Origin of the sequence: Emticicia fluvialis, assembly GCF_024793945.1 — a bacterium.
Taxonomy (GTDB): Bacteria; Bacteroidota; Bacteroidia; order Cytophagales; family Spirosomataceae; genus Emticicia; species Emticicia fluvialis.
The window spans coordinates 1-18,451 of sequence record NZ_JANUSD010000015.1 but is presented as its reverse complement, the minus strand read 5'-3'; the positions used below and the strand labels follow the sequence as shown (position 1 = coordinate 18,451).

The window sequence follows — 18,451 nt, the reverse complement described above, 5'->3', positions numbered from 1 at the left end:
GTTCCATATAACAAACGTTTTTGCAACTATTTTGCAAAAAATAGCTCGTTTACAAATATTAGAATAAGTCAATGAATAGGCCGATAAATAGACGTTTTACATAGAATAATTCAATTACCGTAATTTTAACTGTTTGTGCCAGCCTGACACGCCACAAATTGTTAAAAAAAATACACCTGGCCTGCCCTAACCCATGGCAGATAAGGAAAAACACAGACCAATTTTTACGTATATACAAAAAGTACTGAAAACAACCAGCCGGAAAGTGGAATTAAGAAAAATGAAGGAAATTTGGCAGAAAAATTAACTTTTTGTAAATTAGCTAACAATAGTTTGAAATCTTCGCAAAAAGCCGAGTTTAGTAGCGAATATTCGCTAAAAATTGCCAATTTTATTCAGAAATCAGAGCTTTAAAAATAATTGTTTTTGCATTATTCTCATAACAACTATTGTAAAAACAAGTATTTTATATTGGATAAATAAAATTTGGTTTCAAAGTTGTTATGCCAAATAATTTTAGTATTATATTGCAATTCAATTGCTGTATATACTATATATATATAACAATTCAGAAGATTATTGGGCTTAATGCTTCACGATTAAATTACAAAATATATAACCAGAGTACAATTTAAAACCCTATAAATTTTATCGCACGATGACTGAATCAGAGCAAACAATGGAACAAGGTCTATATCGTTCGGAATTCGAGCATGATGCCTGTGGTATTGGCTTCAGAGCACATCTGAAAGGCCGCAGGTCTCACGGAATTGTTGCCGATGCCATAAAAATGCTTGAGCGCATGGACCACCGTGGTGCGTGCGGTTGTGACCCTAACACGGGTGACGGTGCCGGTATTTTATTACAAATACCGCATGAATTTTTACTGGATGAGTGTAACAAACTTAATTTCCAGTTGCCTTCAAGTGGTGAGTATGGTGTAGGAATGATTTTCTTTCCTATGAATGAAACAGAGAGAGAGGAATGCAGAGAAATACTTAACCGAAAGATTGAGAGAATCGGGCTTGAATTATTGGGTTACAGAGTTGTACCTACCAAGGGCGATTGCCTTGGCGACGGCTCGGGTTCAGTTGAGCCACATGTGGAGCAGGTGTTTATCAAACGACCGTCAGACATTACAGAAGAAATAGATTTTGAAAGAAAACTATATATTTTGCGTCAATACGCCTCTCGTATCATCCGTGAGTCGGTAGCCGGCGCTAAAGAGCATTTTTATTTTTCATCACTCTCGTGCCGTACTATCTCTTACAAGGGGCAGTTAACCACCGAGCAGTTGAAATACTACTTCCCTGATTTATCTAATAAATCAGTTACTTCTGCCTTTGCAGTTATTCATTCGCGTTTCTCAACCAACACATTCCCGTCCTGGAAACTGGCACAGCCTTTCCGTTTTATTGCCCACAACGGTGAGATTAACACCGTAAAAGGTAACGTAAACTGGATTAGAGCCGGAGAGAAATCGTTCTTGTCTGAGTATTTCACTAAGGAAGAAATGGATATGATTCTTCCTATTTGTGATGCAGGCAACTCAGATTCAGCACAGCTGGATAACGTAATTGAATTGCTGTACCTATCGGGCCGCTCGCTTCCGCATGTAATGATGATGCTGATACCCGAAGCATGGGACGGCAACGAGCAGATGGACCCCGTTAGAAAGGCTTTCTATGAATACCACGCAGCCATTATGGAACCCTGGGATGGCCCGGCTTCCATTTCGTTTACAGACGGCAAAATGGTAGGTGCAACACTTGACAGAAACGGATTGCGCCCATCGCGCTACTGGGTTTTAGATGACGACACCGTTATAATGGCCTCAGAAGCAGGGGTATTAGATATTGACCAGGAGAAAGTAATTTCGAAAGGCCGTCTTCAACCGGGCAAAATGTTTATTGTTGACATGGAGCAGGGAAGAATCATACCGGATGAAGAAGTTAAAGCAGATATTTGTTCGCGACAACCCTATCAGGAATGGCTTGATGAATACAAAATCAAAACTTCTGTGCTGCCAAAGTCGATTCGTCCTTATCAGAACTACAGCGAAGATGTGCTTCTGAAAAGACAAATCACTTTTGGTTTTACATCAGAAGATTTAAGAATGATACTGGCTCCTATGTCACAAACCGGGCAGGAAGCTATCGGCTCAATGGGTGTTGATACACCTCTGGCCATACTTTCAGACCAAAGCCAGCATTTATCGTATTACTTCAAGCAATTATTTGCACAGGTTACCAACCCGCCTATTGACTCTATCAGAGAAAGAGCCATCATGTCTTTGATTTCGTTTGTGGGTTCAAACGAAAACATTCTGGCAGAATCACCGCTTCATTGCCGAATGGTGGAACTGGAACAACCTGTATTAACTGTTGAAGAATTTGACAAACTACGCTTTGTAGATTACAAGGGTTTTCAGGCCAAAACCATCAACACTTATTTTAATGCCAAAGTACCTGACTACGGTAAAGCATTAGAATTTGCCCTTGACAGAATCTGCCGTTATGCAGAAGATGCCATTGAAGACGGTTTCGAGATTCTGATTCTGTCAGACAGGGCTATTGATTCAGACCACGCCCCTATTCCGTCTTTATTGGCTACGGCGGCGGTTCATCACCACTTAATTAAGAAAGGAATCAGAGGGAAAGCAGGCATTGTAGTTGAAGCAGGCGATATCTGGGAAACCCACCACGTGGCTACATTGATAGGCTATGGCTGCTCGGCTATTTGTCCTTACATGGCTTTTGAGACCATCTCCTGGATGAACAAAAAAGGTTTAATTGAGGGCGAAAATCAGGATTACGTTCTTTACAAAAATTATATCAAGGCGGTTAATAAAGAGTTGCTGAAAATATTCTCAAAAATGGGCATCTCAACACTTCAATCATACCAGGGCGCGCAGATTTTTGAGTGTATTGGGCTAAACAAACCGGTAATTGACAAGTACTTTACAGGTACCATCTCCCGCATTGGCGGTATGGGTATTGCAGATATAGCCAAAGAAGCCATTGTACGCCATAAAGTGGCGTATCCGGACGTACCACAGGTATCGGTACAAAGATTAGAAGTTGGTGGGGTTTACCAGTGGAAGCAACGCGGCGAACGCCACATGTTCAATCCTCAAAGTATCCACCTATTGCAGCAATCCGGCAGAGTCGGTGAAAAAGATTTAGAAAAAGGCTATCAGATTTTCAAACAATACTCGAAACTGATTAACGACCAAAGCAAAGATGCTTTAACAATCAGAGGCCTGTTGCGTTTCAGAAAAGGAAATCCTATTCCTATTGAAGAAGTAGAGCCGGTTGAAAACATCTTTAAACGCTTTGCTACCGGAGCTATGTCTTTCGGTTCAATATCATGGGAAGCCCATACAACGCTTGCTATTGCCATGAACCGTATCGGCGGCCGCTCTAACTCTGGCGAAGGTGGTGAGGATGAAATCCGTTATCAGCCTGATGCCAATGGTGATAATCTGAGCTCAAGCATCAAGCAGGTGGCGTCTGGCAGATTTGGTGTAACCAGTTATTATCTGACCAACGCCAAAGAATTACAAATAAAAATGGCACAGGGTGCCAAGCCCGGAGAAGGCGGCCAGTTACCCGGCCATAAAGTAGACGACTGGATTGGCCGTGTTCGCCACAGTACGCCGGGTGTAGGTTTGATATCTCCTCCGCCTCACCATGATATTTATTCAATTGAGGATTTGGCACAGCTGATATATGACCTCAAAAATTCAAACCGCGATGCCCGTATTTCAGTAAAACTGGTTTCGGAAGCAGGTGTGGGAACCGTAGCAACAGGTGTTGCCAAAGCCCACTCAGACGTAATACTTATTGCTGGCCATGACGGTGGAACCGGAGCCTCTCCGCTTTCTTCTATCCGCCATGCAGGTTTGCCCTGGGAACTTGGTTTGGCTGAAACCCATCAGACACTGGTTAAAAATAAATTGCGTGGCAGAGTGGTAGTGCAGGCTGACGGACAGATCCGCACAGGTAGAGACTTAGTGATTGCGGCTCTGTTGGGTGCAGAAGAATTTGGTGTAGCCACTGCGGCGCTTGTTTCGGTTGGTTGTATTATGATGCGTAAATGCCACCTTAATACCTGCCCTGTGGGTGTTGCCACTCAGAATAAGGAATTACGCGCCATGTTTAGCGGAAAACCTGAACACGTGGTAAATATGTTTACTTATCTTGCCCGTGAAATGCGTGAAATAATGGCCGAATTGGGCTTCCGTACTGTAAACGAAATGGTTGGTCAGGTTCAGTTACTTGAAAAACGTGATGACCTGTCGCATTGGAAATACAAGAAAATTGATTTAAGCGGTATTCTTTTTAAAGAACCAACTGCGCTTGATGTAGCTCAATACAAACAAGAAGAACAAGACCACGGCATTGACCACGTGCTTGACTGGCAGATGATAAAAGATGCCAGGCCTGCATTAGAAAGCAAACAGGAAGTAACTGCCGAATATACCGTTAACAACCTGAACCGTAGTATCGGAGCGATGCTTTCAAACGAGGTTTCAAAAGTATTTAAAGGCGACGGTTTACCTTATGGCACTATTCATTATAAATACCGTGGTACATCAGGGCAGTCTTTCGGGGCGTTCTCTACCAAAGGTTTGAAACTGGAGCTGGAAGGTGATTCAAACGACTATTTCGGTAAAGGTTTATGTGGTGCCGAACTGATTGTGTACCCTGATAGAAAAGCCACCTTTGCCGCAGAAGAAAACATGATAATTGGTAACGTTGCGTTTTATGGCGCTACATCTGGCGAGGCCTACATCAGAGGTATGGCAGGAGAACGTTTCTGCGTAAGAAACTCAGGCGCCAAAGTAGTGGTTGAGGGTGTGGGTGACCACGGCTGCGAATATATGACAGGCGGATTGGCTATCATATTAGGCAAAACCGGTCGTAACTTTGCTGCAGGTATGAGTGGTGGCATGGCTTACATTTATGATACCGATGGCGACTTTGAGTCGAAATGTAATAAAGAAATGGTAGGTCTTGAAAAACCGGATGCAGAAGACGCCGAAATGCTGAAAGCCTTTATTGAAAAACACCTGGCTGTTACGAACAGTAGCATGGCAAAATCAATTCTGGATAATTTCAGTGAGGCACTTAATAGCTTTGTAAAAGTAATACCTACCGATTACAAACGCGTTTTGCTTGAAAGAAAGAAAAAAGCAGAAACCGAAAACGTTCTGGCATAACACCGCCGTCTCTGAAAGATGAAACTCTTGCAAATCAGTGGTTTTATCTTTCAGAGGCAATAATTAACCTATAGACATACACAAAATCATAATAAAGAAATGGGAAAACCAACCGGTTTTTTGGAGTTCGAACGCCAGCCATCCCTCAAAAGAGATGTTCTGGAAAGAAAAAAAGATTATAATGAGGTAGAAACCAATTATGATACCCAACAAACACTACAACAGGCAGCCCGCTGTATGGACTGCGGTGTTCCGTTTTGCCATAATGGTTGCCCTCTGGGAAACATCATCCCTGAGTTTAATGATGCCGTTTATGAACAAAACTGGGAGTATGCCTACCAGATTCTGAGTTCTACCAACAATTTCCCTGAGTTTACCGGTCGTATCTGCCCTGCCCCGTGTGAGGCATCTTGTGTATTGGGCATTAACAAACCACCGGTGGCCATTGAGTACATTGAGAAATCAATTATTGAAAAAGCCTATGAAAACGGATGGGTACAGCCTAACATTCCAAGTAAAAGAACAGGCAAAAAAGTGGCGGTTATCGGCTCAGGCCCTGCGGGTCTTGCGGCAGCTGCCCAACTAAATAAAGCTGGCCACTGGGTAACAGTTTTTGAAAGAGCCGATGAAGTGGGTGGCTTGTTAAGATACGGTATTCCGGATTTTAAACTTGATAAATCGGTAGTAAAACGCAGAGTGGCGGTAATGGAAGCAGAAGGGGTTGTATTTAAAACCAACGCCAATGTAGGTGCAAATGTAAAAGCCAATGATTTATTACGCGATTTTGACGCCATAGTACTGGCTGGTGGTTCTACCGTGCCAAGAATGATTGATATTAAAGGCAAAGAACTGAAAGGCATTTACCCGGCTATGGAGTTTCTGAGCCAGCAAAATAAAAGAGTAGCAGGTATTGAGCGTGTAGCCGACCACCGAGGTGAGGCCTACGCAAGCGGCGAAATTTTTGCAACAGGCAAAAATGTATTGGTTATTGGCGGTGGCGATACGGGTTCTGACTGTGTGGGTACTTCTAACCGCCACGGAGCAAAGAGCATTACGCAAGTAGAGGTTATGCCTGAACCAAGTTTGGACGACAAGAAACAGCCGTACTATAAATTCAGAGCAGAAACTACGCCTTGGCCAAACTGGCCTTTGACCAAACGGACGTCAACATCGCACGAAGAAGGTTGTGAGCGTTTGTTCAGCATTAACGTAAAAGAATATGTGGGCGACGAAAATGGCAATCTGAAAGGGGTGATTATTTCTGAATCTGCTATATTTAATGGCCAGAGGATAGAAATGAATGAACGTGAAATTCCTTGCGAATTGGCATTGATTGCTGCCGGGTTTCTTAATCCGCAACAGGATTTGCTTGAACAACTGGAAATAGAAGTAGACGAACGCAAAAACGTGAAAGCGCTGGAATATCAGACGAATAATGCTAAAGTGTTTGCAGCTGGCGATATGCGTCGCGGACAATCGCTGGTAGTTTGGGCTATCTCGGAAGGACGTGAGTGTGCCAGAAAAGTTGACGAATATCTGATGGGTGAGTCATTACTGGAGGCAAAATCGGTTTCTATGATTTCGCCGGCTTATATTGGTATTTGATTTTTGCTTTATAAATAAAAATGAGCCGCACGTAAGGTGTGGCTCATTTTGTTTAAGGAGGATTTTATAAGAAAAATCAGCCTTTCAGATAATTATTGATATTATCTTCAATTCTTTTCAGAATGTCGCCGATTGCTGCAGGTTCAAAGGTCTCCCCTGTTACTTTTTCGTAAAGTTCAACATAGCGTTGCGATATTTCTGCCACTTTCTCATCTGTCATTTCAGGCACCGTTTGTCCTTCTTTTCCCTGAAACCCATTAGCTATCAACCACTCTCTCACAAACTCTTTCGAAAGCTGTCTTTGTGGGAAGCCTTTAGCCAGATTCTCTTCGTATGTATCGGCATAAAAGTATCTGGATGAATCAGGCGTATGAATTTCGTCTATCAAATAAATCACCCCATCTCTTTCACCAAACTCATATTTGGTGTCTGCCAGTATCAAACCCTTTTCAGCAGCCATTTGGGTACCTCTTTCAAACAATGCCAGTGCATATTTTTCAAGTTGCGTATATTTTTCTTCAGATACCAGCCCACGGCTAATAATTTCTTCGCGAGAAATGTCTTCATCATGCCCCTCATGGGCTTTGGTAGTTGGAGTTATGATGGGTGTAGGAAATTTCTGATTCTCCACCATGCCTTCCGGCAAGGTTACACCGCAAAGCGTTCTTAACCCACTTTTAAAAGTACGCCACCCATGCCCTACCAGATAACCCCGCACTACCATTTCTACCGGGAAGGTCTGGCACTTAATACCTATCGATACATTAGGGTCTGGTGTTGCTACCAGCCAGTTAGGAACAATATCTTTGGTTGCAAAAAGAAATTTTGAGGCAATCTGATTCAGCACCTGACCCTTTGACGGAATTGGTCTGGGAAGAATTACATCAAAGGCAGAGATACGATCGGAGGCTATCATAGCCACTTTATCATCAAAATCATATACGTCACGCACTTTGCCTCTATAAAATCCTGTCTGGCCTTCAAACTTGAAATTTGTTTCTTTTACTACAGAAATGTTTGTCATACTAAAATCATTAAATTTATATTGCTGCCTGGCGCTACCAGTCTTTTTCGTTTTTGCTGTCTTTCTTTTTATTGGTCTGCCTTGAGGGGGCATATTGTAACTCGTTGGTTTTCATGGCCTCTAATATCTGCAATGCTTTTTCGCGACTCATTTTTTCGGGCATGGTAGACTGCAACTCATCTTTTTTTACATCAGATTGCTTTGTTTCTGCTGACTCTGGCTGATTCTCCAAAGCCTGTGGTGGAGGCGGAGGCTGATTGTTATCAGGCATTCGCTTCTTCATCAGTTCATAATTATAGCGGGCAATCTGGTTATCAGGATTCTTTTTGAGCGCCTCTTTGAACAACTGAAGGGCAGTTGCGCTATCTTTCTGCATAGCGTTTATAACGCCAATCTGAATAATGGCCCCCGTGAAAATCATCTCATCACTTACCCTTAAAAGCCGTTTGTATTCAAGTAAGGCGCGGGCTGTATCTTGCGTATAAAAATAGGCGTGCGCCATATTCAGACGCGCTTCAGGCTCCAGATTAAATGAAATATTAGCCAGATTCTGATATTTTTCACGCGCTAACGCATAGTTCTTTTTATTAAAGGCTGTACCTGCCTCAATTTTTAACCTGTTCCGTTCAGATACATTCGTTAACGAACGAATATTCAGAAACAACAACAATATGTAAAAAAACCAGGTGTTCATTGAGTTTATTTGTATTCGGCCTTAAAGCTTTATAGTTCTTATTGTAACCAGAATATCAATTATCATTAAAACCAGTGCCAGAAAAACGAAATAAAAGTACTTATTATTAGCCACGGTCATTTTCCGGGTATCTACCCAGTTATTGTTTAACTGCGACACCTCCTTTAATAAAGCAGGCACATCGTTTACCCGGTTCGATAACTGAAAATACTTTCCCCCAAATGCTCTGGCCAGCCTTTTAAGGTAGTCGGCATTTAATTTTGACACCACAACGTTTCCTTCTTTATCTTTTTTATAGTCGAAGCCGGTTTTTATTTTTCCGCCTTGCGGCGTACCAACACCCAGTGCAAGGAAACTGACCCTGTTTCTTTTTAAATCCTGTATCACAGAGGGGTCAAGCTCACCAAAATCTTCACCATCACTTATCAGTATAACAACCTTTGCTTTTCTGGCAGGTGCACTTACAGAATGGTACTTGGTCTGAATCAGTTTAAAGGCAGAATTAAGGTCAGTGCCGGAGTCAGTAAACAAGTCGCTATTGAGTTTTTGAATATATAGCTTAAGTAAATCTTTATCAAAAGTAAGAGGTACCTGAACGTATGCATCTGATGAAAAAACTACTATCCCTACCCTGTCTGATTTAAGGGCCGCCAGGTTTTTCACAAGTTCAAATTTCACTTTTTCAAGGCGGGTAGGTTCAATATCCACCGCGTCCATCGAGCGCGAAACATCAAAAGCAAAATACACATCTTTACCGGCTGCCTGTGTTTCTATTTCGCTTACACCAAAACTAGGGCCAAGCAAACCCAATATACAAAGGCTTAGGTAGGCTGTTCTGATAAAAAACTTGATAGCCACCGACCTTGCCGATGTACCCAGCCGGGTTGCAATAATATAACTCCTAATAAAGTAGACCACATATACCAACAAGAATATGCCAATAAAAACGTATTCAACAATGGTGAGTGGTTTTATCCAATTCATACTGAGTTATCTAATCCGGCTATCTAAAATGATATAATAAACGGCTTGTTTTACACAAAATTGCCAAAAAAATATCAGATTAAACCTCTGGCTTTGTTAAAAGTTTTTGTTAATCAAAAATAATCCTGCTAACACAGTATCAGCGCTTTTCAATTGTCTGCCCTCAAAAACATTTTACTTGTACCTACTTTTTGCTGCTCAAACATTGAAGGGCTTAGCACGGCACATAAAAAGTAGCTAAAACTTAGCTTTCAGGGCTGGTTTCTCAACCCATATCCAACTAAAGTATGATATCAGGCATACAATTGCCGACATCGCAATTAAATTCCATATACTACCGGTAAACCCTAAGCTCAGCATTACGTTAATAACCGGCAGGTGATAAATATAGATTCCATAAGACAAATCATTCTCATGCAATAATCGTTTGCTCAGATGTATGTATGAAAAAGCAAAAGACAAACTAAGCATAGATAGCAGCGTATTGGCTATAATGCCCCATACAGAAACATCGTAAGGGTTTACGTATAATTTAAGCCAATTGCAGGCTATTAATACATAAGCGGCATAAATGATAAGCCAAATCAGAACTTTGTTTTTCACCAGTTTTTCAATCCAGGTAAAGTTCTTATAAATGGCAATGCCGGTTAAAAAAAAGTGCAGATAATAAAGCACAGTGTTGCCAAAAAGCTTATGCACCTGCTCATGTGCTAAAACCCAGCTATTGGTATTAATAACCAGCTTTAGTATAACAGAAACAACAAAAATAGCTGCCAGTAGTAAATTTGTCTGCCATAGTTTTCTGGGCAGATTAATGACATACAGCAACACCGGCAAAACCAGATAAAACTGTAGCTCAACGGCTACACTCCAAAGGCTGCCGTTCGGGTGACCCGCCCCCCACGTTTTTAAGGAAGGGCTTGCATAAAATTGCAAAAAAGACACCTGTGCAGCCAGCCATAAAAGCAGGTCTTTTAGTATTATTGGCTTTACAAAGTAAATGAGCAGCAAGGCTGTAATGGCTGTACAAACCCAAAGGGCCGGATAAATTCTTAATGCCCGGTTTTTGAAATATTTCTTGAGATTAAACTGATTGCGCTCGAGAGAATGGCTGATTAAAAATCCGCTAATGGTAAAAAAAATAGGAACACCCGGTATATGAAACAGCAAAGACAGAAAACCCCACATGTTATCGAAAACCTTGAACTGCACAGCCCCGTGCCATATTAGCACCTGAAAAGCTGCAATGAGCCGGAGCAAATCGAAATTATTAGTTCTATTGATAGTCATTCATTACCTTTTTAAAGCCATCATACATTTGATGAGCTACCTGCCCGGGCGAATAGTCTCTGATTATTTCTTGAGAAACACTTCCAAACTGCTTTAATTTTTCTGGTTCAGCAATAAAACCGGCCATTAATTCTGCCAGTTGGGCAGTATCATAGGGGTTAAAAGTATAGCCATTCAGGCCATTTTTAACGAGATCGAATGCCGAACCGCACTTTTCAGAAACTATAACTGGCAGCCCGCAAACCATCGCTTCATTCACAACCAATCCCCAGGGTTCAGAGTAGCTCGGCAAAACAAAGACGTCGGCCATTGCCATATATTTTGGCACATTATACCATGCCTGGCCTTCTATAAACGTTACGCCATCTATCTGATTAGAAGCAACATAAGCTTGTAGGCTTTCTTTTTCCGCGCCGTCACCCAGAATAATCAGACCCCATTCTTTTGACTTTAACTGCGAATAGGCCTTAACAAGCCCGGCTACATTCTTGATGGTCATCAACCTGCCTGTATAAATAAAATTATAAGTCCGAAGCCCATACTTTTGCTTCCAAACATTACGTTCTGCCAGCGCTTCTGTAAAAACAGACAAAACCTTTGCGTTATCGACAGCATTATTTTTCAGCAGAATCTGATGTGGCTTTATACCAAACTTAAGCATATATTCGGCTGCCTTAGAGCCATAACAAAAAAAGCCTTGTGCTTTATTAACAACAAAACGCTTGAATGCTTCTTTCCACCATACTTTTGGATTGTCGTTTTCGGTAGAATCAACCGAAATAATTACTTTTATACCAACCATCCGGCAGTAAAAAAGTACGGTATTCATGCCGCCTTCATAATAGCCGGAAATATTTACCACATCTGGCTTGAACTTCCGAACCCAATATAGCATTTTTTTTGCTCTGGTAAGATTCGGAATGTTCTCATAATAGTCATCTACCAGTACCTGGTAATTGTATTGATGGATACTTCTGTCGACTGGCCCAAGATTAGCGCGGGTTATTTCATTTAATGAGGTTTGAAGTACTAATAATTCATCTCCTTTATTACTATCGACAACTTTCTGGAGCTCTGTATAAATTTTACCTTTGTAATGCGACCAAAGGTATTGATGAATAATAAGTATCCTCATTCTACGCCGGTTTATCTTTATTATTGACGGCGCCAAAATTAAGAAAAAATGCGCCTAAAACAGAAAATTTAGGGATAATAAATAACATTTATAAACACGGAGAGTATATTTGTAAAAATATTAACGGATGATAAAGTTTATAGATTTAATACTCAATAAATTATTTAAGTATCGCCAGAGCGTAGGTTTGAGCCTGTTCTTTTTTGGCGGGCCGTTAATATATTTTTTAAGAGACGGCATTAAACTAGCCCCGGGCAGTACAGCCTTTACAGGCGCCTTTACTATGGGCAGCCTTTTAATAGCCATACCGTTCAATCTTAAAAAAGTGTATCAAACCAATACGATTGGGTATCTGATGTGCATTGGTTATACCATACTGGCAGTTTTTTATCTGGCTGTTTATACCCCTAACAGGGGTTGGTTTACCAATACTACGGTTGAGGCTGTTTATCAGGGCATCATCATTTTATCGATGTTTATATTTGCGGGTACGTCTATTAATAGCCTGAAAGACAACTTTCTTCAAATTACACTTATTATATGCGTTATAGGCGGGCTTGGCTTGCTTTATTATATTTTCAAGAACCCCATGTATGTAATAGGTATGCGTGCGTCTATCAGCTTTAGCGGCGACGACGCCATGTCTTCAATGGGTAACCCGCATATTTATGCCAAAAGCGCTTATTGCGGTTTAGTGGCCGGGGTTATACTGCTGCGAGAAGAGAAGCGTATTCTGTATCGGTTAATCTATCTGGGCTGTGTATTTTTATTATTGGTTGTATTGGCGCTTTGCCAGGCAATGGCCATGATTCTGGTTACGGGTATTTTCTTCTTTTTATATTACATTTCCAGCTTCAATTCAAATAACATTTATAAATCGCTTAAATGGTTAACAGGCTTGAAAGGCTTTGCCTTACTGGCATTAACGGCTTTATTGGTATATTATGTGGTTGAGCATACACGTTTCAGCGAGTTTTTTGGTCATATTTCAGGTCTGATAACTGAGCGTGTTGAGAAAATTTTTATGACCCTAACCGGTACAGAACCTTCTACGCCTACTATTGTGGCTGGCGATGATTCTGCCTCTACTCGCGTAACCAATATCACTGCCATGTTTAAAGACATGAATGAAAGAATTGAAGACGGCGACTGGCTAAGTGTAATATTAGGACAAGGGTATCAGCATAAATATATTGATTCTCCTTTTTTTCAAACACTTAATGACCTGGGTATAATAGGTTTTTCTTTTTTTGCCATTATTCATCTGGTTTTACTGGCCTGGGTGGGCAGGCAGGTTATTAACCCAACCTGTGGTTTTACTTTGTTTGTTGCTTATACTTTTCTGGCAACGGTTATTCAGAACTTTACTTTCGGAATGCCCTACGACTACCAGCGGTGGACAGTCATGCTCTTTGTGGCGCGCTTTGCCTTAGATTACAAAAAGGTGGTGGTTACCAAGCCTGCCGGTTCAACTGTTTCTGCCTGATTGAAAGTTAAAATTACCCTTTTACACACCACGCTGCTTTATGACACTATGAAATACACTGCTCTATTAATAATCTCAGTACTCTATTTATCCTGCAGGAATGAACCAGAGGGGTATTCATTTAATTCAAATATTACTATTTATAGTGTTGAGCCTTCTAAAAAGACGGTGGTTAATACACCCCCGCCTGATATTCCAGCAGATATGGTGTATGTGCCGGGTGGATTTACCCTGATTGGCTCTGAAGAAGGTGTTGAATGGGAAAAGCCGACCTTCTGGGCACAAGTAAGGCCTTTCTTAATGGATGCGCACGAAGTTACCGTTGGGCAGTTCAGGAAATTTATAGACGCTACGCATTATAAGACAGAGGCTGAAAAATTTGGTGATGCCGGCATACTGAACGAAGAAACCAAACAGTGGATTTTAGCCAAAGGTGCAAACTGGGAATACCCCTTTGGAAAAAACAAACCAAAAGCAGCAGATAATTATCCTGTAACGCAGGTATCGTGGAATGATGCCAGCGCCTATGCTAAATGGGCCGGAAAAAGGCTGCCTTATGAAATTGAATGGGAACACGCAGCCCGTAATGGCAGCAATTCAAGAATGGATTATCCGTTTGGAAATGAAATAGTAGCCAACGGTAGTTATCTTGCCAATACCTGGAATGGCTCATTCCCTGAATTTGATAAAACGCTTGATGGTTTTCATTATGCTGCGCCGGTTGGTTCTTTTGCCAAGTCACCTCTCGGATTGTTCGATCTTAGCGGTAATGTATGGGAATGGTGCGAAGATTGGAGGACCGATTACCGTACAATCATTGCTAACAAAGTGGACACAGTTGCTGAGAAAAAAGAAAAAGTACAAAGAGGCGGCTCTTTTCTTTGTGAACCCTCGTGGTGTCATGGCTACCGGGTGTCAGGCAGGTCATTCACCAGCCCGGAAACAAGCCTCATGCACGTGGGTTTCAGATGCGTGAAGGATATCTGAATCAGCCACTCAATTACAGTTGACAGACTTATCAAACTGTTTGCTTACACTTCTACTTATATTTTAAGCTACCAGCAAAAAACTTGTAGCATTTAAAAAGGGGAACTCAACATTTTATTTGAGGAGATGACTATTTCGGCAGAGGGCTGTTGAATAGCGCGTTTTGTGAAGTTTATCTGTTAAAGGGAGACACCTGGGCATCTCCCATAACAGCATGATAACTTTACGCGGATTTGCGGTTGAACTTGCGTTCTCGCAACGACTGGCTACTATTGAGGCATCCAACGTTTTTATTTAATTAGGAAAGCATATTTGTAATTCTGAGTCTAAAGTAAAACACAGTTTTTGCATTTCCAAATGTAAACTTATTTTTTTTATAAATTCTAATAAAATTGTTTTTTCAATAAAAAATGAAAAACCACAATAAAACATAACCCGCTTGCTTTTAGCGGGTTATGTTCATCATTTTATTTACGCCATTTTTTATATTGGTTTATCAAACCATTGGTTGAGCTATCATGGGTTAATATGGCTGCTTCGTCCTGCAATTCAGGATAAATTTTGTTGGCCAACTGTTTACCAAGTTCAACACCCCATTGGTCGAAACTAAAGATGTTCCAGATAACCCCCTGCACAAAAATCTTGTGTTCGTACATGGCAATCAGGCTACCCAGTGTTTTGGGAGTTATTTTCTTAACCAATATTGAGTTGGTTGGTCTGTTACCCTGAAAAACCTTATATGGGGCTATTTTATCTATTTCTTCCTGAGACTTCCCTTTCAGTTCACCCAAAACCTCATCCAGAGTCTTGCCGTTCATTAAGGCTTCGGTTTGCGCAAAGAAATTAGAAAGTAACATTTTATGGTGTTCGCCCAGTTGATTATGCGAAATGGCCGGTGCGATGAAATCGGCAGGTATTAATTTAGTACCCTGGTGTATTAACTGATAAAAGGCATGCTGTCCGTTTGTACCTGGCTCACCCCAGATGATAGGTCCTGTCTGGTAATTAACCTGATTACCATTTCTATCGACATATTTACCGTTCGATTCCATATCTCCTTGTTGGAAATACGCAGCAAAGCGGTGCATATATTGGTCATAAGGCAAAATGGCATGAGACTCAGCCCCATAAAAGTTATTGTACCAAACCCCAAGCAGTGCCAATACCACAGGTATATTTTTCTGAAATGGTGTGGTTCTGAAGTGGTTGTCCATGTCATGCGCACCAGATAACAGCGCTTCAAAGTTTTCAAACCCAATGTAGCAGGCAATTGAAAGCCCGATGGCCGACCAAAGAGAGTAGCGCCCTCCTACCCAATCCCAGAACCCAAACATATTGGCAGGGTCAATACCAAATTTTTCTACTTCGGTGCGGTTAGTTGAAATTGCCACAAAGTGTTTCTTTACAAAGGCTTCATCAGAGGCTGTTTTCAGAAACCAGGCACGTGCTGAATGCGCATTAGCCATTGTCTCCTGGGTTGTAAAAGTCTTGGAAGCTATCATGAAGAGTGTTGTTTCAGGCGACACCCCCTTTAAAGTTTCAGCAATATGAGTGCCATCAACGTTAGACACAAAATGCACTTTCAGATTTTTGGCATAAGGTTTAAGCGCCTCAGTTGCCATTACCGGGCCCAGGTCTGAGCCACCAATACCAATATTTACAATGTCGGTAATTGATTTACCGGTATACCCTTTCCAGGCGCCAGCGTTTACTTTTTCTGAAAAATCTTTCATCTTGGCCAATACCTCATTTACATCAGGCATTACGTCCGCCCCATCAACCAGTATCGGTGTGTTGCTTCTGTTGCGCAAAGCCACATGAAGCACCGCGCGGTTTTCTGTCTGGTTAATTTTTGCGCCTGTGAACATCTGCTCAATGGCTTCCTGCAGGTTACATTCGCGGGCAAGGTCGGTAAGATACGAAAGTGTACGACCGTTGATGTTGTTCTTGGAGAAATCGACCAGTAAATCGTTGAATCTGATTGAATATTTCTTGAATCGGTTCTGATCTTCAGCAAAAAGTTCTTTTAATTGCTTTTTACTAATGGTTTTATGATGACTTTTAAGTTTCTTAAATGCAGGCGTTTGCGTAAAATTTGTAGTAGGTAGCATAGTATGAATACCTCAGCCCCCTGAAATGAGGCTTAATTTGATTAGTTAATTGTTCCTCAGGGGATAGGAATAATCTTTATTTAATACAAATATCGTCTAATTGGCTTTCAGAAGCCACAAAAACATTAAAATCTACATCGCCGCTTATACCTGCCACACGCCCATTGGTGCTGTGCTGCCAGAGAATCAGACTTGCTTCGTTATAACCTTCAAGCCTGCGGCTGTCATAATCTGAAATCCAGAGTGGGTGGTTATCAAAATTACCTTTTACATACTGCCGGTAAATATGTCGGTTGGTATAAATAATGGGCGTAACACCATAGTGGCTTTTGAGGTACTCGCTAAAGCTGGTAACGTTTGCCACCAGGTTTTTCCTGACTTTACGACTCGTGCCGTGCACCTCAAAATCAATAACGGGTACAAAATCGCCTTTTTCTAAATTAACTGTGCTGATAAAGTTCTGAGCCTGCGCCACGGGGTCAGCCCAAGGAACATAAAAATGATAGGCACCTCTTATGAAACCTGCCTTTTTGGCTTCTTTCCAGTTTTTATTAAAGTCTTTATCTTTCAGCTTTGCGCCTTCGGTTGCTTTTATGAAACAAAAACTGATTTCAACTTCACTATTGCCTTTATTCAGCTTTTGCCAGTTTATTTTACTATTATGGTGCGACACATCAATACCATGTATGCTATACCGCATCGGAACTTTAATACCAAAATCCTTAACGTATGTCCATTGCTCAGCGTCTCTTACATAAAAATAGTACGCCGCCACAATCAATATACCCGTTAGTATGTAAAGACTCTTTAAACCCAGAACCTGCCTTGCTACCGACTGCTTTTGTTTGGGTGTCCGGGCGGAGTTTTTTTTCTGGGTCTTCATTCAAAGCAGCAACGCAAATATTAATTCTGGTGAAGCGATATTATAAACATTGCGCAAATGTAATCAAAAAATAAAAACCGGAGGTTTACACCACCGGTTTTCTGTTAAAATATAACAATATAATATTATTTATTTGGTTGAGGCGTGTAGCGCAGGTAAGGTTTTACCACATTTACACCCTTCGGAAACTTGGCAATGGCATCTTCTGTAGAAACCGCCGGAACAATAATGGTGTCGTCGCCATCTTTCCAATCAGCCGGAGTAGCCACCTGATAATTAGCAGTTAACTGCAAAGAATCTATCACACGGAGAATCTCCTGAAAATTACGACCCGTTGAAGCCGGATAAGTAAGCGTTAATTTTATTTTTTTGTCAGGTCCAATTACAAAAACAGACCGAACGGTAGCTTTTTCAGAAGCATTCGGGTGAATCATATCATACAATGTAGCTACGTTGCGGCCCTGGTCTGCAATAATAGGGAAATTAACCACTACGTTATTTACTTCCTGAATATCCGGCACCCATTTGTTATGAGAATCAAGGTCATCAACCGAAACAGCAATTACCTTAACATTTCTTTTCTCAAAATCGCCTTTTAAAAGTGCGGTTTTGCCTAGTTCGGTTGTACAAACCGGAGTAAAATCGGCAGGGTGAGAAAATAAAAGACCCCAAGAATTACCAAGCCATTCATGAAAATTAATGGTTCCCTGGGTAGTTTCTGCTGTAAAGTCTGGTGCGATATCTCCTAATCTGAGTGACATAAGCTTTTATATTTAAAAGATGAATAATATTTAATAGCAATAATCTACTAGTTTAGTAGATAATGAATTTAAATGCTATTTAGTTCCAAATGTACTCAAAAATTGTGCAGAAAATATTGGGTACCTATACATTATCTTATCAACAAAAAGAGGCTGTCTAAAAAGGTCTAAAAAATAGGAATCCCCGGTCAAAAAAGACGCGGGGATTTTTCTTTGTTCCTCTAAAAAGTGTTATCTTAGAGGTGCAACACAAAGAGAAGATGAAGA

12 protein-coding genes are annotated in these 18,451 nt (G+C 41.1%); 4 read left to right on the top strand and 8 right to left on the bottom strand.

The annotated features are described in order from the left end of the window. Positions 1-679: 679 nt before the first annotated feature. A complete protein-coding gene (gene gltB / locus NZ848_RS16690; RefSeq protein ID WP_390890894.1) occupies positions 680-5,224 on the top strand; it encodes a glutamate synthase large subunit in 4,545 nt (1,514 codons plus the stop codon). A 99-nt stretch (positions 5,225-5,323) separates the two neighbouring features. After that, complete coding sequence (locus NZ848_RS16685; protein WP_259016464.1) at positions 5,324-6,829, top strand: glutamate synthase subunit beta; 1,506 nt, start codon at positions 5,324-5,326, stop codon at positions 6,827-6,829. 76 nt (positions 6,830-6,905) lie between these two features. Here the strand turns inward: NZ848_RS16685 and NZ848_RS16680 are convergent, their stop codons facing one another. The 5 genes from NZ848_RS16680 to NZ848_RS16660 all read right to left on the bottom strand — a co-directional run bounded on the left by NZ848_RS16680 (position 6,906) and on the right by NZ848_RS16660 (position 11,956). Beyond that, complete coding sequence (locus NZ848_RS16680) at positions 6,906-7,853, bottom strand: phosphoribosylaminoimidazolesuccinocarboxamide synthase (protein ID WP_390890893.1); 948 nt, start codon at positions 7,851-7,853, stop codon at positions 6,906-6,908. A 34-nt stretch (positions 7,854-7,887) separates the two neighbouring features. Next, the gene (locus NZ848_RS16675) at positions 7,888-8,547 is read right to left on the bottom strand and encodes a hypothetical protein (protein ID WP_259016463.1); all 660 of its coding nucleotides are present in this window, start codon (positions 8,545-8,547) and stop codon (positions 7,888-7,890) included. Positions 8,548-8,568: 21 nt separating this feature from the next. Next, positions 8,569-9,531, bottom strand: coding sequence for a vWA domain-containing protein (locus NZ848_RS16670; RefSeq protein WP_259016462.1), 963 nt, complete (start codon positions 9,529-9,531; stop codon positions 8,569-8,571). Between the two features lie 237 nt (positions 9,532-9,768). After that, the gene (locus NZ848_RS16665; protein ID WP_259016461.1) at positions 9,769-10,821 is read right to left on the bottom strand and encodes an acyltransferase family protein; all 1,053 of its coding nucleotides are present in this window, start codon (positions 10,819-10,821) and stop codon (positions 9,769-9,771) included. Further along, entirely contained in the window at positions 10,808-11,956 is a 1,149-nt protein-coding gene (locus NZ848_RS16660) for a glycosyltransferase family 4 protein (RefSeq protein ID WP_259016460.1), read from the bottom strand. The genes NZ848_RS16665 and NZ848_RS16660 overlap by 14 nt, the downstream gene beginning before the upstream one ends. 127 nt (positions 11,957-12,083) lie before the next feature. On the opposite strand from NZ848_RS16660, the gene NZ848_RS16655 reads away from it, so the two are divergent. Beyond that, on the top strand, positions 12,084-13,442 hold the full coding sequence (locus NZ848_RS16655; protein ID WP_259016459.1) for a hypothetical protein: 1,359 nt from the start codon (positions 12,084-12,086) through the stop codon (positions 13,440-13,442). 48 nt (positions 13,443-13,490) lie between these two features. Continuing rightward, a complete protein-coding gene (locus tag NZ848_RS16650; protein ID WP_259016458.1) occupies positions 13,491-14,429 on the top strand; it encodes a formylglycine-generating enzyme family protein in 939 nt (312 codons plus the stop codon). 467 nt (positions 14,430-14,896) lie between these two features. Here the strand turns inward: NZ848_RS16650 and pgi are convergent, their stop codons facing one another. The 3 genes from pgi to NZ848_RS16635 form a co-directional block, all read right to left on the bottom strand. Then, positions 14,897-16,540 carry a glucose-6-phosphate isomerase gene (gene pgi / locus NZ848_RS16645; protein ID WP_259016457.1) on the bottom strand — a complete coding sequence of 548 codons (1,644 nt, stop codon included), beginning with the start codon at positions 16,538-16,540 and terminating at the stop codon, positions 14,897-14,899. A gap of 76 nt (positions 16,541-16,616) precedes the next feature. After that, positions 16,617-17,423 (bottom strand): glycoside hydrolase family 25 protein, encoded by an 807-nt coding sequence (locus NZ848_RS16640; RefSeq protein WP_259016455.1) that lies wholly within the window; start codon positions 17,421-17,423, stop codon positions 16,617-16,619. Between the two features lie 125 nt (positions 17,424-17,548). Beyond that, on the bottom strand, positions 17,549-18,184 hold the full coding sequence (locus NZ848_RS16635; protein WP_253535102.1) for a peroxiredoxin: 636 nt from the start codon (positions 18,182-18,184) through the stop codon (positions 17,549-17,551). Positions 18,185-18,451 lie beyond the last annotated feature (267 nt).